Source organism: Pseudobutyrivibrio sp. UC1225, assembly GCF_900115215.1.
GTDB lineage: Bacteria > Bacillota > Clostridia > Lachnospirales > Lachnospiraceae > Pseudobutyrivibrio.
In genome coordinates, this window is sequence record NZ_FOVQ01000003.1 from 262,005 (window position 1) to 283,687 (window position 21,683).

13 protein-coding genes are annotated in these 21,683 nt (G+C 37.0%); all 13 read left to right on the top strand.

What is annotated here, in order from left to right; all coding sequences use genetic code 11:
• Window positions 1–80 precede the first annotated feature (80 nt).
• Genes BMZ41_RS06290 through BMZ41_RS06350 form a run of 13 tightly spaced genes read left to right on the top strand, consistent with a single transcriptional unit; the run spans window position 81 to window position 21,646 of the window.
• Window positions 81–1,784, top strand: coding sequence for a hypothetical protein (locus BMZ41_RS06290; RefSeq protein WP_090527785.1), 1,704 nt, complete (start codon window positions 81–83; stop codon window positions 1,782–1,784).
• Between the two features lie 8 nt (window positions 1,785–1,792).
• Entirely contained in the window at window positions 1,793–2,827 is a 1,035-nt protein-coding gene (locus BMZ41_RS06295) for a bifunctional glycosyltransferase family 2/GtrA family protein (RefSeq protein ID WP_090527787.1), read from the top strand.
• 4 nt (window positions 2,828–2,831) lie between these two features.
• Entirely contained in the window at window positions 2,832–4,709 is a 1,878-nt protein-coding gene (locus BMZ41_RS06300; protein ID WP_177184164.1) for a hypothetical protein, read from the top strand.
• A 40-nt stretch (window positions 4,710–4,749) separates the two neighbouring features.
• Window positions 4,750–7,620: a hypothetical protein gene (locus BMZ41_RS06305; protein WP_090527793.1), complete on the top strand. Its 2,871-nt coding sequence runs from the start codon at window positions 4,750–4,752 to the stop codon at window positions 7,618–7,620.
• A 12-nt stretch (window positions 7,621–7,632) separates the two neighbouring features.
• On the top strand, window positions 7,633–9,162 hold the full coding sequence (locus BMZ41_RS06310; protein WP_090527795.1) for a glycosyltransferase family 39 protein: 1,530 nt from the start codon (window positions 7,633–7,635) through the stop codon (window positions 9,160–9,162).
• Window positions 9,163–9,182: 20 nt separating this feature from the next.
• Window positions 9,183–11,384, top strand: coding sequence for a hypothetical protein (locus BMZ41_RS06315; protein WP_090527798.1), 2,202 nt, complete (start codon window positions 9,183–9,185; stop codon window positions 11,382–11,384).
• Complete coding sequence (locus BMZ41_RS06320) at window positions 11,348–13,087, top strand: hypothetical protein (protein ID WP_090527801.1); 1,740 nt, start codon at window positions 11,348–11,350, stop codon at window positions 13,085–13,087. The genes BMZ41_RS06315 and BMZ41_RS06320 overlap by 37 nt, the downstream gene beginning before the upstream one ends.
• Window positions 13,057–14,226 carry a glycosyltransferase family 4 protein gene (locus BMZ41_RS06325; RefSeq protein ID WP_090527804.1) on the top strand — a complete coding sequence of 390 codons (1,170 nt, stop codon included), beginning with the start codon at window positions 13,057–13,059 and terminating at the stop codon, window positions 14,224–14,226. The genes BMZ41_RS06320 and BMZ41_RS06325 overlap by 31 nt, the downstream gene beginning before the upstream one ends.
• Before the next feature lie 10 nt (window positions 14,227–14,236).
• Window positions 14,237–16,492, top strand: a complete 2,256-nt coding sequence (locus BMZ41_RS06330) for a YfhO family protein (protein ID WP_090527807.1) — start codon at window positions 14,237–14,239, stop codon at window positions 16,490–16,492.
• A 4-nt stretch (window positions 16,493–16,496) separates the two neighbouring features.
• Window positions 16,497–18,089, top strand: coding sequence for a glucosyltransferase domain-containing protein (locus BMZ41_RS06335; RefSeq protein WP_090527809.1), 1,593 nt, complete (start codon window positions 16,497–16,499; stop codon window positions 18,087–18,089).
• Entirely contained in the window at window positions 18,089–19,555 is a 1,467-nt protein-coding gene (locus BMZ41_RS06340; RefSeq protein ID WP_090527811.1) for a hypothetical protein, read from the top strand. The genes BMZ41_RS06335 and BMZ41_RS06340 overlap by 1 nt, the downstream gene beginning before the upstream one ends.
• A 15-nt stretch (window positions 19,556–19,570) precedes the next feature.
• On the top strand, window positions 19,571–20,503 hold the full coding sequence (locus BMZ41_RS06345; protein ID WP_090167042.1) for a glycosyltransferase family 2 protein: 933 nt from the start codon (window positions 19,571–19,573) through the stop codon (window positions 20,501–20,503).
• Between the two features lie 6 nt (window positions 20,504–20,509).
• The gene (locus BMZ41_RS06350) at window positions 20,510–21,646 is read left to right on the top strand and encodes an ATP-grasp domain-containing protein (protein WP_090527814.1); all 1,137 of its coding nucleotides are present in this window, start codon (window positions 20,510–20,512) and stop codon (window positions 21,644–21,646) included.
• Window positions 21,647–21,683 lie beyond the last annotated feature (37 nt).

A 21,683-nucleotide genomic window follows, 5' to 3' on the forward strand; every position in this document is an offset into this window, starting at 1 on the left:
TACATCTTTATAGTGGCATAAGCAAAGAAAATAGTATAGAATAAATTTGGATTTTATTAGCAAAATCAAGGAGAATAATGATGACAGAAGCGGTAGACAAGAAAAGAATAATATTCAATGTATTCCTTGGATTAATTGTATTAGTAGGGTCGTTTTATGTTGCCACCGAAGGTTTTTATATGGATGAGGCAGGTTTGCTTGCTACCTATAAGGGAATCTTCCAGGGAAACAGAATGTTTATAGATTCGTGGGGGCCATATCAGCTTGGGGGTATTCTTACTTACCCACTTTTTGCTTTGTATTATTATGCATTAGAGCCTGTATTATATCCTCTAGGTATTGGTTTCATGCTTTATACACGTATTTGTTACCAGATTATCAGACTTTTAATTGCGATTTATTTATACGCTACTATCAAAAAGACTGAGTACGAGAAAGGTGCCTTCCTTACAGCTCTCACTTATTATGTGCTTTTTATTTCATATAAGAACTTTTCCTATAAATCCATGTGTGATTTTGGGATTGTTCTATTTATTTGCTGGGCAGTCAGATTCTTTGACACCAGAAACAGATGGTTTTTCCTTCCAATGGGACTAGCTACATGCGTAATGATTCTTTCATATCCAACCATGATTATCTTCCCAGTATTTGTGGTTATTTCCTTGATTGTTCTTATGTACAATGGCTACGAATTAGGAAAGCCTACTATTATATATATTGTCACTTGCGTGGTAGTAGGTGTTGCAGTTGTTATTTACTTACAGCTTACATCGGGAATAATGAATATCATTCCACAGCTAGCTTACATAGAGGACTCTGCTTACAAGAATCCTATGTACGTCAGATTTGGAATGATGTTACTTAGCTATTTGGTATTCTTTGTAATAGCTTATGCGCCAGTTGTAGTGCTCAAGATTATAGGTTTTATCAGAGGAATGGACGATGAAACAGCTCATGTAATTCTTTCGATTTACTGGATTCTTTTCATGGTGGCTTCAATTATAGCACGTCCAGAAAGCGTTAGTGCCAGCCGTTTTGTATATGGTTGCCTCATTATTTTCTGGTGGTTACCATTCTTTGTGGAAAAGAGAGAAAAGCTTGAATATACAAGAATAGGACATTATAAGTTGCCAGAGCACGAAGGCAAGGGAATGCTTAAGATTATCTTCTTCATTTCTGTTGTGGTTCAGCTTATTTGGTCTATTAGCACTAATCAGGGTATCACAGTCCCAGGATACATGTGCTTTTATGTAGTACTTATTGTAGTTATGCTTGCAGCTTCAGAGGAAGTGCTAGGACTGAAGCTTTTAGCTACTGCTGTAGTAGGCTTCGCGCTTTTCTTCTCTTTGGTATGGGTGGCAGAGAGCGATGGAGGCTACAACGATATTTTTGAGAGCCGCTACTATGTTACTGATGGTGCATATAAGGGTATTGCTTTAGATCAGACAGATTACGATATGAACAAGGCTGCTTATGACCTTGTGACTGAGTATGTCACATCAGAGGACAAATTGTTCGTTCTTCATGGATATAGCTACAGCGCTTACCTTAATAGCGATGCAAAGCAGGGCGCCGGCTCACCTTATTCCAGAGCAGGAAAGGGACAGATGCGTGTGCTTCAGTACTGGGAGGTAAATCCTGAGAACCAGCCTGATTATATAATGATTAACCCATCCAACAAATACTACGACGAATTTGTTGGTGGCGAGACAGAAGAATATATTAACGAGAATTATAAGACCACTGTTGCTACAGAGGGAGACTTTATTTTATTAGCAAGATAAGGAATATTATGAAAAAACAGCTTATTATCATACCAGCTTATCAACCACTTGAAAGCTTGGTTCCACTTACCAAGGATATCTTTAATTATTTTGAAAACGTGCTTGTAATAGATGATGGTGGCGGAGAGAAATACGCTCACATCTTTACTCAGCTTAAAGACATGGGAGCTATCATTGTTACCCATGCTATCAATCAGGGAAAGGGTCGTGCTCTAAAGAGTGCCATCAATTACTGTTTACTTAATCCTGAGATTGCTAAGGCAGGTGTTATCACTGTAGATGCAGATGGTCAGCATCGTCCGGCAGACATCGTGAAAGTGGCAGATGCTATGGAGCAGAATCCTAATGATGTAGTGCTTGGCTGTCGTGCTTTTGACACAGAAAATGTGCCATGGAGAAGCCGTATGGGAAATGGTATTTCCCGCAAGGTATACAAGTGGACTTGTGGTATCAATGTATCGGATACACAGACAGGCCTTAGAGGATTGCCTTTCTCCTTCCTAGAGATAGCAGCTCGTTGCGAAGGAGAAAAATACGAATACGAGACAAACATGCTTTTGGATATTAAGACAAATAAGGTCAATATCACAGAGGTTACTATAGAGACAGTTTACGAGAATAATAATGAGTCTTCTCATTTTAATCCTGTGAGAGATTCAATTCGTATTTACAGCATTATTCTGAAGTATTCCTTTGCATCGCTGTTTTCGGCATTGATAGATTACATTATCTTTATTATTGCTCATGCCTGTGGTGCAAAGATTATGATGGCTACTTACATAGCACGAGCCTGCTCATGTCTTATCAATTTCACCTTGAATAAGAATGTAGTATTCCAGGGCAAAGGCAACAGTGCCGTACAGTTAGCAAAGTATCTGGTGCTTGTAGTGATTTCAGGAACTATTTCCGGATGGGCAGTAACAAACCTTTCGGCGTTGATTCCAGCTGTGGCTCCTGTAATTATCAAGGTACCAGTAGAGATAATCCTTTACTTATTTAATTATACAGTTCAGAGAACCTTAATCTTTAGTGATAAGGAGTAGGTAGATGCTGTCGATACTTTTATTTATCTTAATAATATCCGCATTTGCGGTATTCGCGTGCTTTAGATTTGACAAGGCTTTCGAGGAGGTCTTGCCAATTTCATGCATGGGAATAATATTGATTCTATTTTTGTTTGGCATGATTAACATATTGCAGGTAGGTGCATTTGTTATTTGTGCCGCTGCTTTTTTTATATACGCATATACGTTTTGTTACATTTACAAAAATGGTAAGGCAGATTTAGTAAAGCAGCGTTTATTTAATCTAATAACACCGGGCTCAGTGGTATTTATCGTGTTATCTGGGCTGTTATCATACTGTAACAAAGACAGACTTGCCATGACTACAGATGAGTTTTCACACTGGCTTGATACAGTCGTTATTATGGCTCGTATCGATAGATTTGGAACGGCGCCAAATTCTACAGCTGTATTTCCATCGTACCCACCAGCTATGTCGCTTTTTCAGTATCTTTTAGAAAAAGTTAACATGGTCTGCACTGGTGATTTTTCTGAGTGGAAATGTTACTTCGCTTATCAATTACTTGCAGTGATAATAATGCTGCCATTTATAAGAGTAGTCGAGAAGGGACTGGCTAAAAAGTTTGCAGGCACTATTGTGTGGCTCATAGCTCTTGTAGCACCTTTATACTTCTTTAAGGATTCATATGCATCCCTTTACATTGATCCATTTCTTGGAGTGATGGGAGGCAGTGGCTTTGCAGCAGTTGCTCTCACAAAGAATAAGGACAGATTTTACCATACTTACATGGCTTTACTTTGCGGCACACTTGTATTAGCAAAGGATGTTGGTCTATATCTGGCAATGTTTATCGGCTTGTTCTATTGCATAGATTATCTGTCATCCACAAAAACAGATAACAAGATAAAAAAGCTTAATGCGCTTATTCCTTTAGAGGTAATGCTTGTAGCAAAGCTTCTTTGGAAGCTAGAGCTTAGCGTATCTCATACGGAGCAGAAATTTAGTGCGCCTTTTGATGTAGCAGGAACCATCGCTACTATAAAAGGCCAAGGCACACCATTTTATACTGTAGTTTATGATAATTTCAGAGCAGCAATTACTTATCGCTATATTTACTATGAGCGCTTAGGATTTAACTATGCCGCCATAATGGCTCTTATGGCTATAGCTTTTATATTATTTAGCAAGAGACTTTACAGACTTGGCAGAATTGGTAAGACTACAGCGATTTCGGGAGCAGTAATACCTAGCGTAGCAGTTATATTTTACATTCTGTCGCTGTTTCCACTATACATATCTCGTTTCTCAGAATATGAAGCAGAGAATCTGGCTTCTTTTGACAGATATTGTGGAATCGTATTATTAACAGGATTGATTTACGGAGTGTTCCTTTTTAGGGATGCCATTTTAGATAGAGTCAACAAAGTAGTGATGGTTCTTATCGCTGTATTAATCGTAGTCAGCGTAAGACACAGCCAGTACGATACACTGTATTCTTTTGCAGAAAGAAAATCAGTAGAAGCATCACTAGAGTATCGTCAGAATGTTAATATACTTGCAGATAAGATAAATAGTAATACTGAAGAGGATGCTTCTATTTTATTTGTAGGTGGAGACAAGGATGCTCCTTTCCATCCAATTCTTGAAACGATAGCAAAGCCAAGACATTTTGTCTTTAGCGATAAGCATTTCGGTGAGACTATAGACGAAAGTGGTTCTGGTTTATCAACTGAAGAATTGCAGAGCCTGCTTGCAAGCACCTATGATTATGTAGCTGTTTATAGTATCACAGAGAATTTAGGTGAAAACTATTTAGGTATATTTGAAAATCCTAATGAAGTAAATGCATTATCACTGTATAGAGTTGATGGTGATGGAAAACTAGCATTGGTTCTATAAAAATATAGTACAAACAACAGATTAATAGGACTCGAGGAAAATGAGTGGAGTAAAAAGAAGAATAATAATTATATTAGGATTCATCATAAGTGCAGCTTTGATGCTTGCGTATATTTGTTATACGGGAAATCAAAATCAGGTGTTTACTGATGTAGTAAATGAATATACTGCCCTTATGGGAAGTAATATCAGTTCGCAGCGAGATACATTTTATATTTTTTCCTTTTTAGGAATGATTCTCGTAAGTCTTTACTATTTGCTATTCAATAACAAAAAGTATGAAGAACAGCAATCAGGTAGAGTAGGAGCTGATAAATTAATATTACTTGCGCTTGGAATGAATATAGCAATAGAAATGATTGTCTATCAAAGCTATAACTGGATAGCAATTGTGGCTTTGCTATTCGCAGTTGTTATAGCTGCTAAGGATGAAAAGTTAGTAGTATCAGGAACAGCATTCTTATTTGTTACCGTATATGCCTTATGTGGCCTTTATCGTTTATATGTTTTAAAAGGTGGCATGAAATCTGTTTCAGAAGTACAGATTGCTATTGCAGCTTTAACTATTTCTGCCTTATTTTTCTTTTTGTTAGGTAGTGAAGTAGCATTTGTCAGAGGAATTCTTATAGCACAATTAGTCATTCCTTTTACGTTACTTACATACCTTATTTCAAAATATTTATTCGAAAACAATGAGTATATAAATATTCCAGTTCCTAAGAAGGTAAAGGTTTTAGTTTGTATGCTGATAGTTTGCTTTATCTCAGAAGCAATCTATAAAATCATAAAGAACTGGAAAACAGCCAATAGTCTAAGTGATGTTTTAGCCTATGGTACTTGTGTTTCCATAATATCCTTTAATAGATACAGCGGAACAGGTGCTATTATCACAAACGATTTACACCATACAGCCGAGAATATTATTGGCTACTTCCAGATGGTTAAGTTAGGACAGAAGGCCTTCTCAGAATATATTCCGGTATCGGGAATGTATTCAATAGTTCATGGCTTTTTCCTGGACTTCTTTGGAAATGGCCAATATTCATACTACTACTTAACTACAAATGTATTTTTTCTTTTTATAACTCTGCTTATTGTATTTTTATTGAAAAGACAGGTTAAGGGCGAATGGATGCTTTTAGCAACACTTGTTTTTTCAGTGATAGATTATAACAGAGTGGCTTTAATTGTACCTTCTATATTGATTCTGACATTACCAGAATTGATAAAGGATAAAAATAAGTGGTTAAAGGCGTGGTTTTTAACTAGCTATATTCATGGTCTTTTCTATCCGGTTTTTGGAGCAGCCGTATGTGCAGGATTTTTACCATTTGGAATATGGCAGATATATGGATATGTTAAATCAGGAAAGCTTAAAGAGGATATTAAGACAGTAAGCTTTTGGATATGGTGGGCTATGTGCTGTATACCTGTGCTTTTAGGTGTCCCATATTTGATTGGCACTGTAAAACACATGAAAGCCATGGCAGACCAAACCGTATATGCCGACGGATATGCCAGATTTGGACAACCAATATTAGATATCTTTTTCCCATATATCACAAGTGAACCAGTGAAATTGGCACTATGGTATTTGTTCTCATTTTTATTTGTAATACTTGTAGTATGGGTTTCAGCTATTCTATTTTTCGAAAATGGAAAGGTACATTTATATAAGTGGAAGCTGAGAATTGAAAATCCGGAAGCAGGCTTTATGTCAATCTCAGTCAGTTTGTTACTGTTAATATCATTTAGCTATTCAGTAATTAGATTGAGCACTGGTTCTATATACGAAAGAAATATTGGTGTAATCTGGGCTGCCTTTATCATAATGCTTGTGATATTAGATAGGTATATGAAAGATAATTACAAGACCGCAATATTGTTTGGGTATGTGATTTTCATGATTTCAGTTCTTGGTGGAATTGGCTTTACAAATATTTCATCAGCTTCGAAACTGGAAGCATATTATACAGTTCCAGAAGAATTTGTATATGTAAAAAATGATCAGGTCAAGAGGCTTGGAGAAGGCTTCATTAAGAATACTAACTACGATTCCTTGGAACAGGCGTATGAACGAATAATTGATTTAGACAAAGATAAGTCCTATTTGGGAAGAGTATCAGATTTCTTTTATTTTTACTGTTTTGATATTAAAGGTGATTCAGTTCTCGAAATTAACCCTACTATAAGGGGGTACGGAGCTGCTCAGGAGACAGTGGATTTAATTCGTAAAAACGGAACTATTGTTGGAACAAACCTAAATCCAGTAGATAACTATTATTTTTATCATTGGTTAGTTACTTCAGGAGAATATGTTTATGACGAAAACACCTATGCATTTTATCCAAACCATGGAGAATTTACTGTAGAAGAGGCAAGGGAAAAGAACAAGGCAAGTAATTTGGCTGCCGAAGATTATAATCTCATTTTTTCAGCAGGATCATGGGGGAGTTCAATGGACTGTCTTGAATCTATATTTAAAGATATAAATATAGATTACAAGATAGTTGAGGCTGATGACGGAATAAAAATTGAATTTAATTCGAAAATAAAGGGTGAAGAATTTGATTATTTATATCTTGATTTTGATGGAATTAGTAATCAATATAATTATTTTTATCAAAATGTTTTATGGGATGATAGACCAAAATTGCAAAAACTTCTTACAAAGAGGTATTACAACATGGATAAAATGGTATATATATCCTGGGTCGACGATGTAAATGAAGTACATAATATAGCATGTCAAATAGATGAAGGAAAATTGCTTATACCTATTGGGGCAGCACGAGGCTGGCTTTTTGATTCGCATTCATTTTTGTCAATACAGGTGAGACCAAGTTTTGATGGCGGAAAGATACCCTCTATTAACAAGTTAAGATTATTAAAGCTTCGAGAAGTGAGGTAGGAGAAAGTAAAATTGATAGACAAGGTAACGAGGAATATTTTAAAAAATAGAATTATAATTATTATTTTAATCGGATGTGTATTACGGCTTGCTTTTGTAGGAAAAATACCAGCTAATAATAATTATTTCAGAGATGAAGCATTCTCAGCCTATGAAGCATACTCCATGTTGAATTATGGCATGGATTCCCATGGTTACCATAACCCGGTTTATATGGAGACATGGGGTAGTGGAATGAGTGCTGTGCAATGTTATTTCCAGATGATTTTTATCAAGATTTTAGGATTTAATTCTGTAGCGGTAAGACTTCCACAGGCAATCCTGGGATGTGCCACTTTATTGTTTTTCTATTTGCTATTAAAAGAACTAGCAAATGAACAGGTGGCCTTTTGGTCTACATTGGTGTTGACTGTTAGCCCATGGCACATCAACATGAGCCGTTGGGGACTTGATTGCAATTATTATGTGGGGTTTGTTACCATAGCGCTTTATTTGATTATTACATCAAGAAACGTTTGGTGGAAGACAATAATAGCAGCAGTAATTACAGCTATTGCAATTTACAGCTATGCCTCTCCATGGGTTATTATGCCGGTGCTTGTTTATGGAACACTAATTTATTTGTTTGTTAAGAAAGAGATTTCTCTGAAATCAATTATACTTTTTACGATAATACTTGGAGTTCTTGTGTCTCCACTTTTACTTTTTGTTTTAGTAAACTTAGATGTTATTGGAGAAATAAAGACTGGTTTTATTTCAATACCAAGACTTAGCTATTTTAGAAGTGGCGATGTAAAGCCATCGCTTAAGAATGTAGGAACACTTATTAAATATTTTTGGACACAGTATGATTATGTATCCTTTGATGCTACAAGAATTTTTGGCACCTATTACATTTTCTCAAACCTGTTTCTTGTAATTGGTTTAATTGTAAGTGTAGTAAAAAGAAATGCAAAAGCAATTGTTATGTGGATATGGTTTGCCTGTGGAATATTTATGGGCTTGTCCATCGAGACAAATTTTCAGAGATTAAACATTCTATTCCTTCCTTTAATTTTCTTTATTGGAACAGGAATTACTTTTGTAATAGATTGGGTAAAGAAATATAAAAAGGCAACAGTAGCGGTGATAACAGCATTGTACGGTGTTAGTGTCATTCTGTTTGCAGGATATTACTTTACAGACTACAACGAAATGATGGATAGAGTTTGGCCTGCAGGCGCAGAGGCAGCTATTCAGTTTGCTATGCAGTATGATGGCACCATTCACGTATCGGGAATGAGACATCCAATTGTATTATGCTACAGCAAATATCCTGTTGATAAATATGTGGAGACTGTAGAATACGAAGATGACCATGCAAAATTCTTACAGCCTATCCGATGGGAAGGTTATGATTTTACAGATTATACAGTAAATGATGCAGTGTCTGGAGACGTATACATCTGCTTAATTGATTCGACAGAAGATGTAGAGTGGATGCAGACTAAGGATATGTCATTTGCTCAGTTTGGAATGTATTACGTGGCTGTAGCCAATTAACAAACTTGGAAGGGAAAAATATGGTAGACGTTAGAAAAAAGACATTAATGGATTATCTATACTCACCAACAGCGCAGAGATTTATGTTTGCGTTGTTCTTGGGAATGGAATTTTTCTATGCATTAAGATTCGGATATGATGATATTTTCTTAGGACATAAGCCATTCTTTATAATGGTTTTATTTGCCCTGTATTATTTTTTTGATCCTGAGAGAAAGATTAATCCTTTTAACTTCTCCTTTTTTATATTGCTCATGGCTTACTTTATTATGGGTATGTATAAATTTATTAATGAACCAATTATGGGAAAGGATTGGGATTATACAACAAATGCATGGGGACTACCTATGATTTATTGTCTAGGACGATTATCTGTAGGAAATAGAAAAGATGTATTGGAAAAAAAAGCGTTTACAGTATTAACTACGTTTGCCTTAGGAATGTATATTCAGGGAATTTTGAATTACTCAAGAATTCTAGAAGTATTTGGTGGTGACGGAATAGTTGGTGGTACAGCTTTCTTTGATCACACAAAGCTTTGGGGAAGAAATGCCTACGATATTGGTTTTACAGTATTATTTGGTGGTTTGTTTTATGCTTTTCTAGTCAGAAAACAAAATAAAAAATTCTTTATATTTGAAATAATTGCCTGCGCAATAGGCGTAGGAATTAATTTATATTTTATTGGCCGAACAGCAGTGTTCATTATAGTGGTAGTATTTTTGACAATGGCTATTCTTTATGTGTTGATAGGACATAGAGAAATAATTGTAAAGTATAAAAATATACTTTGGGGAATAGTAGGATTAATAGCCCTTTTTCTTGCATCTTATTCGTTAAATATTGGTGGATTTGCAGATGCTTATGACAATTCGTTCCTTGGAAGAGACGGTGGTGTATTTAGAAATGTTCGTCTTCTTACTTGGAAAGGTGGAATAATTAGCATTTTTAAGTATAAAAAAGGTGGTTGGAAGCTAAATCCAGATAAATATGTTTTGGAATATGCTCATAACAGTTGGCTTGAGTTTGGAAGAAAATATGACATAGTGATATTCGCCTTTTTATGCTTGTTCCTTATAGTTTCAATAATAGTAGATTTAAAACTGATAAGAGAATATGGAAAGAAGTATAAGGTAGTATTTTTCGCGGTAGGTTCTAAGTTTGCGTTTTTCATTATTTCTATGATGAATCCAGATTGCTATTTAGCAATGGATGTACAGTACTTATTTATGTTTGTTTGTGGTATTGTAAGTGGAATATATGCTGTTGCCGATTCTGCAGATTACACAAGCTTAGGAGCAACCTATTCATGGAACCGATATAGACATGTAGTCTGCACCTTTTCACTTTTAATGTTTGCATTTATAGGTATCGTATATACGGATTGGTACGTATATGAAATAAAGATGCTTCCAGCAATGATATTACCAGCCTTTGCATTTTTAGCGGGTTCAATGTGTCCAAAAGGGAAATGGAGAAATATTGGATTAACCTTTGTTTGTGGTATCAGCATAGTTATTGCAATCTATATGAGACACATTTCAAAGCAGACAGAATACTACGTAGCAGGTTATTATATGGATCCTTTCAAGAAGGTAATTGTTGAGAAGGGGGCATATACTGGCCTTTGGATTATTCCTATAGCACTAGTGGCTGGATTTGTATTATATAAGATAAGATTTAACAAGGCTCTTACAGCAATTATTCCAACTATAGTTACAGGAGCTGTATTTGCATCATTTATTAAGAATAATAGAATCCCATATATCAAGGAAGCTCTTAGATTAATCTATTACACACAATTTAGACTCTACAGAGCATGGGAAAAGGAAAACAAGATTCCAATGCAGTTTGGTATTTCTTGGAGATGGGCTCACGAGAATAAGTCGGGCGTACTTACATCCTTTAATACCTGGCTGGATTTTGATAGAGATTACGGACTTATTGTATTTGGTCTGTTACTAGCCTTTGAAATATGGGCATTTGTTTGTCTTATAAAGGTTATTAAGAATAAAGATAAGCAGCTTTCAGATTATGTATTAATAGTGGCATTTGTATTATTCAATTATCACTTTATGTTTGAGGCAGCTGCATATAATTGTAAATATATTTTCATACTTGGAATGTTCATTTATGGAATGATTTGCAAATCTGCTACAGATGAAGATGAGGGATCAGAGTTAGAATGGAAACCAGAATTCCTGAAAAAAATAAAAGCATAGATAAAATCCTGTATTTGCTGGTAATAGCAGGTGTGATATTAGCTATTTCTATTCCAGCGTTTCGAAGTGGAATCTACAATGGATTTGATTTATGGTTTCATTTAGGAAGAATTGAATCGATATCTAGGGAACTAGCGAATGGCCAATTCCCAGTGCGATATGAGACCCTGAGCTGGTATGGAAACGGATACGTATCAAGCATTATGTATGGGAATATTTTCCTGTACATACCTGCGTTACTCCACATATTAGGAGTGGAGACTTATAGATGCTATAACATCTATGTGATTATAGTAAACGCCATTGGCACAGGAATTTGCTTATATAGTTTCAAAGGTCTATTTAAGAATAAATACTGGTTTCTAATCTCAACTGTCATGTATATGATGGCTGGATACTATATCTCTAATGTATATATGCGTGCAGCAGTGGGAGAGTATACAGCTACGATTTTTATCCCACTTGTGGTGTATGGTATATATAGGATTTATTTTGAGAATAGCGAGGCCAGCTCAATCAAAAAAGTGTTGCCATTAGTAATTGGAGTTACTGGTATTATCCAGTCTCATGTACTTACAACGCTCATGATAGCAATGGCAGTACTTGTATTTATTATAGTGTACCTTAAGGACACTATTAACAATATTAAGCCATTATTGCTGGCACTACTTTTAGTATTAGCTATAAATGCATTCTTTTTAATACCATTTATAGATAGCTATACATCTTATGTTTTCAATGCAAGTGTAGAGACTGTAGGTGTAAATATTCAAAAGAATGGATTATATCTTAGTCAGATTCTGGGGCTCTTCCCAGAGGCCAAAGGAGCCAGAGTAGATTGGTCTAGCGAAGGTAAAGAGTATCTTCGAATAGGAATGCTTCATGTAATATCATTATTTATGATGATTTTACTGATAGCTTTTAAAAAGAAATTTATTGTTAATGATGAGCAGAAAAAGTCGTTTAGATTAGCATGCACAGTATTTGGCATCGGAGCTATAGCAGCATGGATGTCTACGGCATATTTTCCGTGGTCAGTATTTGCTGGAGATAATGCAATTTCAAATATAATGAGAAGCGTACAGTATCCTAGCAGATATTTAGTGATACAGACTGTTTGCTGGAATATTTGTGGTGTGTATGCCTTAAAGATATTTAGCGAACAGATTTCGCTGGCAAAGAATAAGATTTTTAAAACCTGCGTGCTATTAGCAGTATTATTTGTAGCACTGCTACAGACAGGAATCTTCATGTATACACTGTCATGCTACAATCGCACAATCCAGACTGTAGAAGGACATGACGCTATCGCAGATGGATTATATTTGAAATATGGAACTGATACAGAAAAACTTGCTTCCGAAGCAATACTTTTGACAGGAGAGGCAACAGTAGAAGATCTTGGTTATAATGGTCGTTGGAGAGAGATTAATATAGTCAATTCGTCAGAAGATGAGGCCACTATATTAGTTCCAATCTTCGATTATAAATATATTCACGCATATGATTCGAATAATAGGGAATTGACACTCGAGTCAACAGAGAATAACCAGTATAGCATTACTGTTGCAGAAGGTTTTTCAGATAAGATTCGAGTAGGCTTTGTAGAGCCAACATTATGGCGTATATCAGAAATGATTAGCTTAATAACAATCATTTTTTTAGGAGTAAAATGGATACTAATAAAAAAATCGTACACATAAGTTTAAATAGTTTATTCACAGATGGCTGGTCTTATCAAGACCAGCTTCTTACCAAATATCACAAAAAAATGGGAATGGAGGTCACAGATATTACTTCCCATTGGATTAATGATGATAAGGGTAATGTAGTCTGGGATGACAGAAATGAATATGTTAATGCTGACGGAGTAAAGGTTATCCGCCTTTCTATGAAAGGAAAGGACGAATTTACCAAGAAGCTAAAAAGATTCGTAGGCTTGGCAGAGACCCTTGAAAAGGAGCAGCCAGATATTCTTTTTCTTCACAGCGTTAGCTTTCAGGATATCACTGTAATAGTTGATTATGTGAAAAAGCATCCGGAGGTGACAGTATACGCTGACAATCATGCTGATTTCTCCAACTCTGCTACAAACTTTGTATCAAAGAATATTCTTCATAAAATAGTATGGAAGCATTATGCTAGAAAGCTTATTCCTTACGCTACAAAGTTTTATGGTGTTATGCCAGCAAGAGTAGATTTCCTTAGAGAGGTTTACGGTCTCCCTGCAGAAAAGCTGGAGCTTTTGGTAATGGGTGTAGATGATGACGAGGTGCCAAAGGCGCTGGCGCCAGAGACTCGCTCAGGAATCAGAAAGCAGTACGGTATTGCCGAGGATGATATTCTTATCATCACTGGCGGCAAGATAGATATGGCTAAGCGCCAGACAGTTACTCTTATGAAGACTGTAAATAAGCTTGCCAATCCAAAGATTAAGCTTATTGTATTTGGTTCGGTAGTAGATGAGCTAAAGGATGCTGTAAAGGAGCAGTGCAGTGACAACTGCCAGTACATAGGCTGGATTGATTCCAACAGGACATTGGAGTATTATGGCAGTGCTGATTTGGTAGTGTTCCCAGGTAGACATTCAGTATTCTGGGAGCAGGTGGTTGGCATTGGAAAGCCAATGATTTGTAAATATTGGAACGGAACCACCCATGTGGATTTAGGTGGAAATGTGAAGTTCCTTTATGAGGATACAGAAGAGGAATTGGAAAAGGTTATCACTTCGGTCCTCAATTCACCTGAAGAATACAATAACATGAAGCAGATAGCAGAAACTAAGGGAATGAAAGCCTTCTCTTACAGTCAGATTGCTAAGCAGAGCATGGGATTAATATAAGGAATAAATAATGAAGACTAGAGCAAAAGAATGGATTAAGCGAGATTACGTCCAATCATTTATCATATGTTTTATAATAGCTTGCCTTGCTTTATTACCACTGGTAATAAAGGGCAAGGGTTTTTTTGTGTTAACAAATGATTTTAATGATCAGCAGATTCCATTTACAATCGGATTACATAACGCCTTGTTAGACGGTGGCTTTAGAGGCTTTAGTTGGGATGTGGATTTAGGTACCTCTACCATCCAGGCCTACAGCTTCTATGAGCTTGGTGGTCCTTTCTTTTGGTTTAGCATGCTGTTTCCAGCAAATGTATTCCCATACATCGTAGGCTGGTTATTCATGCTCAAGTTCGCCTTTGCAGGTGTGACCTCATGCTTGTATCTGAGAAGATTTGTTAACGATAGCAAGTGGGCAGTACTTGGCTCAGTGCTTTATGCATTTTCAGGCTTCTCTTTAATTAACATGTTGTTCTATCATTTCCATGACGCCATCATCTTCTTCCCATTGATGCTGATTGGCTTGGAAATCTTTAAGGAAAAGAACGACTGTAGACTCTTCGTATTTACGATATTTTTAAATTGCTTTATCAACTATTTCTTCTTTATAGGAGAGGTAGTGTTCCTTGTTATTTATTATCTCTTTAGATTTGCTAGCAAGGATATTAAGACACTTATAACAGACATAATTAAATGCGTTGGCTGTGGCATACTGGGTGTGGCCATGGCTGCCTTTATGTTTATTCCAAACATCATATATGTTAAAGGTAATCCAAGAACAGGACAGTTTAAAGGCATTATCGACATGCTCCATACCACTCTTGCAGATTACATGTATATCCTAAAGAGCTTACTGCTTCCAGTGGAGACTATGACTTCTGTCAGCGTCATCTCTGAACAGAATTTCTCCAGCCATGGAATGTACATGCCACTTCTTGGACTTGTGCTTGTGATAGTTTATGTTATTAGAAAGAGAGACTGGCTTTCAAGAATAATTGTATTCTGCACTATAGCCAGCTTTATTCCACTTCTCAGTGATTTATTTTATCTGTACAGTGCAGCACAGATGAGATGGTGGTATATGTTCAGCCTTATGGTGGCACTTGCATCTATAAGAATGCTTGAGGATCCTGATGTTCAGGCTACGAAGCTAGGAACAAGGATTTATATTATCGCTATCGCGGCATATGTAGTATTAATAAATATTCTTAATGCTTTGAAGGTGCAGGACAATGAATGGATTCGTCTGCCAATAAGATTCTACGCGTTTGTAGCGCTAGCAATAATTGGTGCCGTTGCAACCTATAAGATTGTAGCTAAGTCAGCAGACTATTATAAAACCGTATTTACGAATGTTTGCATGTTTTCTCTTGGTCTTATGCTATGCACCACATACATATATAAGACCTGCGACTGGATGGGCTATCAGGCTTACAAGCAAAAGTATGATATTGCAAAAGAGCTGGAATTACCTAGCCAGCAGTACCGACTTAACAATACTATGAATCTGATCAGTATGGAGGCTCATGTAGCAGGCTTCACCAATCAGACTTCCACAAATGCAAACAGCATTATAGAGTTCGAGGATCTTTTTGATTACTATCACAATGTGGCGGGAATGCCAAAGAATGATGTTCCAGGTTTGGCAGCTTTACTTGGCGGAAAGTACTACTTGATGTATGAGGAAAGTGCTGGAACAGTAGTGGCTGAGTACGACACAGATTTAGGCAAGGCATATCTTATGGAGACAGGAGCCTGCCCTATCGGCTTTGCGGTAGATTCCTACATTACATTAGATGAATTAAAGAGCCTTCCAGTAAATCAGCGTGCAATTGCGCTTATGGATAGCGCAGTGCTGGCAGAGGAAGATATTACAGCTGATATAAAGGCTGATTTAACAGAAACAAAAGCTACTGACATAGATTTTGATAAATCTATTGATGACTATGTTGTAGAAAACACTTATGGCTCAGTTCTTGGATTTACTAAGGACGGCCATGGAATGAAATGTGTCACAGGCTACGAGCAGGACACATACGTATATTTCAGCGTTCCATATGATGAGGGCTGGACAGCCACAGTAGATGGAACGGAAACAGAGATAATAAAGTCTGGTGGAATGATGCTTATAAAGGTTCCATCAGGAAATCATAATGTAGAGTTTAGCTACTATACACCAGGGCTTAAGCTGGGACTTGTTGTTGCAGCATTAGGCTGGGTTGCATTTATTGGAATGATTATCATTTTCAGACGTAAGAAGGGATAATAAGATGAGCGTAACAAATACCATCGAATTAAAAATTAAGGAATTCATTGGTCGATTAGCAGAGGCACAGAAGTATGCTTTCTTTTCTGCAATAATCTTTGGATTATTAGCTCATGGCTTTGTATTGACCAACAGACTTTCAGTTCATGATAACAGCCATTGTCTTTTTGATCTTGGCGCCTCTTACGAGGTAAACAGATGGGGGCTTGGAATTCTTTATAAACTTATGGTATTAAGCACAAAGACTTTTTCACTTCCTCTGTTTAATGGATTTATGTCCATTGTATTCATTGGAATTGCAGCCATGCTTCTCATGGATATATTCGAGGTGAAGTCAAAGCTTGTAGCAGTAATTATTGGCGGTCTCATGGTGGTGTTCCCAATGGTCACAAGTGTATTCTCCTTCATGTTTACAAGCTGGCCATATTTCCTTGGATTGATTTTCGCTTTCCAGGCTGCAAGGGTGCTTACAAAGGAATTATCAGTAAAGAGCCTTATAATCAGTTCCCTTTGGCTGGCACTTACACTTAGTATTTATCAGGCATATTTGGGAGTGGTGGTAACATTATTCCTTGTAAAGATGTTGCTGGATGTAATCGATGGTAAGACAGAATCTGTAGCAGCATATGCTATAGCAGGTGTATCATCTTTAGTAGAGCTTGGATTAGGCCTTGGTATATGGGCCGTAATCTCAAAGATATTTATGAAGGTAAAGAATATTACCCCAAACGACTACAAGGGATGGACTGAGCCATATAACATCGCAAAGTTCCCAAAGGTATTTGTTAATGCTATTAAAAACTTCCTTACATTCAGAATGGAAGGAATTAACGCTCTAAGATATCTTAGAATGCTTTCACTACTAATATTTATTTTAGCTGTAGTGATGATTGTGATGCTTTTAATCAAATCACAGGCCAAGCTTGCAGTGAAGCTTTCTTCAATCGTGGGCGCAGCGCTTATTCCTGTAGCCATGATGGTGGTATATCTCTTATCTACCAGCGATATGTTTGCAGTTACTACACTCATGATTTATGCAGAAGTGTTTGTATTTATTATTCCGCTGATTCTCATAGAAAGATTTGAAGGCTTTGAGAACGCACTAGTAAACAAAGCAGCACAGTGCACATCTTTACTTTTGATTTTCTGCACATCAGTTGTGACTATCGGATATGTATATCTCGATAATGCTGCCTACAACAAGGCTGCTATTTTCCAAGAGCAGGCTGTGGTGTATATGACAGCACTTCTTGCAAATATTAAAGCTACAGATGGTTTTTCTGATGATATGGAGATTGTGTTTGTAGGCTTTAATAATATAGCTGATGAGACTATCAATGAAGTTGCAAGAAAAGAAGAGCTTGATGGTATTCAGTTAGAAAAGTATTATAATTCCTTGGAAGAGATGCTTAACTACGGTGTGAATATTCAGTTCGCCCGTGACCATCTTGGTATCGGAAATGAAAAAATGGTTATGGAGGATATGGAAGAGATTACCAGCCTGCCACAGGTACAGGCTATGCCTACATATCCTAATGAGGGAAGCATAGCTATAATCGATAATAAAGTAATTGTTAAAATGGGTGAAGCGAATTAATGAGTGATAAGAAAAAAATATGGGTTTTCCTGATTGCTGTAATGACTCCTATAGTAGGATGCTTGTTATTGCTTTTGAGTCAGGGAATTGCACCATGGGATTTTTCACTGGCAACTACAAATTGGAATGATGAGCCAATGTACTATAAGCAAATCGAAGGTATGGTACATTTTGGCACTCCACAGGGCTTCTTTGGATATAACGAGAGCCACTCAGTATATGGAAATTTTGGTGGATGGACACCAGCAAACCTGATTCCATATTATTTGGTAGGCAAAGTATTTGGTTGGCACTTTGGAACTCCAGTTATATTTAATCTTTGTTTATGGATTTTAGTATTTGGCTTTTTTGCGATAGTTTTAAAGCCGACTTTAAATCAGCAGATTTTCACATCACTTTCATTTATTGCATATTTAAGTGGAAGCAGATATATTTTTTCAACAACACCAGAAGCATTCATTTCTGTGTCAGTAGTACTGTTTGCAATTTCATTCATTAAGTTTTTTGAAAAGGATTCTAAGTTAGTATGGCTGGTCATTTGCGATATAATGATGATATGGCTTACCTTGCTTAGAGGCTTTTATGGAATATTTGGTGTGTTGATTTTGGTGGCCATGTTTATAAAGGCTGACAAGAGGATTGAATGGCAGAAATGGCTTGTCCAGATAATCTTAATGTTTGTTGCTTTAATAGGCTTTATTCTTTTAGCTAAATATCTGGAGGCTCCATATATGGCTGGAGGAGATATTAGCGGCGAAGCATTATTTAGCATAAAGTCATTAATAAAGAGCGGTATACTAGGTGTAATAGAAGCACTGAAATACATGGTTGAGGCGGTAAAGCTTCAGTCCATGAGAGGCTGCTGGTATATTGGTTATATTGCTATTATGGTATGGACCTTGGTAAAGGGTATAAGGAATAAGAATGCTATGTTTATTTCTGTTGCAGCAGCATTATTAATCGTGCTTGCATCCATGTTTGTCCTTTATAATGCCAAGGAAGGCTCCAGACAGTTGATGTCGCTTACTATTGCAGGATTAATGCTGATTCCTTTATATGAAGATAAAAAGCCAGTTTGTATTTCATTTGTAATAGTGATAGCATTATTATTCTGGCTGGACGGAGAAAGCTTCTTTAAGCAACTGTCCATTGATGCTGATGGCGAAAGAGAAACACTATATCTCACAGCTCAGAAGGAACTTTCAGATTTGATGCCGATTGCTGAGGATGAATGGGATAACACAGTGATTTATTCCAGAACAGTAAATCATCAGGATATGATGGCGCTTCCAGCAGGAATGGGAATTAACTTTTGCCTTAATGAATATATAAAAGATAATTTTGATGAGTTATCATCTAAATATGTAGCAGTCAGAATAGATGACGATATTGAAAGATTTTTACAGGAGCAATCTTGTGAGAAAGTATATTCGTTTAATGACACTGTAGTATACAAATTGAGATAGAAAAGAGGAAATGAAATGCTATTTTCAGCAGTAATACCGGTGTATGGCTGTAGAGCTGCACTTCCAGAATTACATAGAAGATTGACAGAGACTTTCTCTGCCATGACAACTGAGTACGAGATCGTTCTTGTAAATGATAATTGTCCAGAGAATTCATGGGAAGTAATCGAGGAATTATGCGCAAAGGATTCTCACGTTAAGGGAATTGAGCTTTCGCGTAACTTTGGTCAGCAGAATGCCATCCTTGCAGGACTTAATCACTGCACTGGTGAATGGGTTATCGTTATGGACTGCGATCTGCAGGACAGACCAGAAGAAATCCCTAGATTATATGCAAAAGCGCAGGAAGGCTATGATGTTGTCTTCGCTAGAAGAGCTGACAGACAGGATTCAAAGATAAAGCTTTTCTGGGCTAGTCGTTTCTATAAGGTTTACAATTTTGCTACTGACGGTACCTATGATGGAGCCTTATGTAACTTCTCAGTAGTAAACAAAAAGGTAATCAAAGAATATTGTGCTATGCCAGAGCAGTATCGTGATTACGTAATGTATATCAAATGGCTGGGCTTTAGAACTACAGCTATTGATGTAGAGCACAATGCAAGATTCGAGGGCGAAAGCTCCTACACCTTTCAGAAAAAGGTTAATCTTGCCATCGAGCTTCTTACTTCACAGTCTGATAAAATGTTACGACTGGTTGTGGGCTTAGGCTTTGGAATGACATTACTGTCGTTTATTGCTATAATTTTAATTGTGATTCAGTATTTTATTGCAGATGTGGATCCAGGCTGGTCTAGTATAGTTGCTTCCAATTTTCTGATTGGAGGACTTACTATCATGACTATAGGAATGGTTGGTATCTACGTGGGCAATATATTTGTCCAGACAAAGGACAGACCAAAGTTTGTTATCAGACAGATTCTGAATGATGACAGCGAAGAGAGGTAGAATTAATTGAAGAAATTAGCAATCATAGGTGCTTCGTACTTACAAGTGCCTTTGATTAATAAAGCAAAAGACCTTGGATATGAGACGCATGTATTTGCATGGGCTGCCGGAGATGTTGGCGAGACTCTTGCAGATTACTTTTATCCAATAAGTATTGTTGAAAAAGAACAGATTTTAGAAAAGTGTCAGGAGATTGGTATCGATGGCATTTGTACCATCGCATCCGACCTTGCTACAGTCCCAGTGAATTATGTAGCACACCACATGGGCTTGGCGGGAAACAGTCTTGAGTGCACGGAAAAGTCCACAAATAAATGGGCTATGCGAGCAGCCTTCGAAGCGAATGGAGATCCTTCTCCAAAATGCGTAAAGGTACAGAATAAAGAGGATTACCAGGGAGTGGATTTCCAGTATCCAGTAATTATAAAGCCTTTGGATCGTTCAGGTAGCCGAGGCATCACAAGAGTGGATAATCCTGCAGAGCTTGATGCAGCTATCGAGGCTGCAAAGGAAGTGGGCTTTGAAAAGGCGGCTTTAATAGAAGAATTTGCTACAGGCACTGAGTACAGTATCGAGTGCGTTAGTTACAAGGGTGAGCATACACTATTAGCCATTACTAGAAAGTTTACAACAGGAGCACCTCATTTTATTGAGACAGCACACAGTGAGCCAGCAAACCTTACACCTGAAATGGCTGAAAAGGTAAAGAATACAGTGTTCCATGCACTGGATAGTCTTGAGATTAAAAACAGTGCTTCACACTCTGAGCTAAAGATAGATAAGGACGGAAATATTCGTATTATCGAAATCGGTGGCAGAATGGGTGGCGACTGTATCGGCAGCAGCCTTGTAGAGCTTTCCACAGGAGTGGACTTCGTAAAGGCGGTAATAGATATTGCTCTTGGTCAGAAGCCAGAGGTTACTCATACTAAAAAGGGCTATGCCATCATCAGATATGTCTTTAGTCAGGAAGACAAGGATATTATGGATGAAGCCATGAGAAAAATGCCAGAAGCTGTAATAGAGCATGAAATCATGGACAGCCTAGAGGGAGAGATTACAGATAGCTCTACCAGATATGGCTACTTTATTATGAGTGATATGGATGGTGCCATTAGAAAGTACCTTCCTTCAGATATTTGATTTTAAAATTAAAAAGCGTATAGTATACACTATGTTA

Excerpts from the sequence above, each read along its gene's own strand:
- BMZ41_RS06295 (WP_090527787.1), top strand. The coding sequence starts at position 1,793 with ATGAAAAAACAGCTTATTATCATACCAGCTTATCAACCACTTGAAAGC.
- BMZ41_RS06305 (WP_090527793.1), top strand. The coding sequence starts at position 4,750 with ATGAGTGGAGTAAAAAGAAGAATAATAATTATATTAGGATTCATCATA.
- BMZ41_RS06330 (WP_090527807.1), top strand. The coding sequence starts at position 14,237 with ATGAAGACTAGAGCAAAAGAATGGATTAAGCGAGATTACGTCCAATCA.
- BMZ41_RS06300 (WP_177184164.1), top strand. The coding sequence starts at position 2,832 with ATGCTGTCGATACTTTTATTTATCTTAATAATATCCGCATTTGCGGTA.
- BMZ41_RS06345 (WP_090167042.1), top strand. The coding sequence starts at position 19,571 with ATGCTATTTTCAGCAGTAATACCGGTGTATGGCTGTAGAGCTGCACTT.
- BMZ41_RS06315 (WP_090527798.1), top strand. The coding sequence starts at position 9,183 with ATGGTAGACGTTAGAAAAAAGACATTAATGGATTATCTATACTCACCA.
- BMZ41_RS06325 (WP_090527804.1), top strand. The coding sequence starts at position 13,057 with ATGGATACTAATAAAAAAATCGTACACATAAGTTTAAATAGTTTATTC.
- BMZ41_RS06340 (WP_090527811.1), top strand. The coding sequence starts at position 18,089 with ATGAGTGATAAGAAAAAAATATGGGTTTTCCTGATTGCTGTAATGACT.
- BMZ41_RS06320 (WP_090527801.1), top strand. The coding sequence starts at position 11,348 with ATGGAAACCAGAATTCCTGAAAAAAATAAAAGCATAGATAAAATCCTG.
- BMZ41_RS06335 (WP_090527809.1), top strand. The coding sequence starts at position 16,497 with ATGAGCGTAACAAATACCATCGAATTAAAAATTAAGGAATTCATTGGT.
- BMZ41_RS06290 (WP_090527785.1), top strand. The coding sequence starts at position 81 with ATGACAGAAGCGGTAGACAAGAAAAGAATAATATTCAATGTATTCCTT.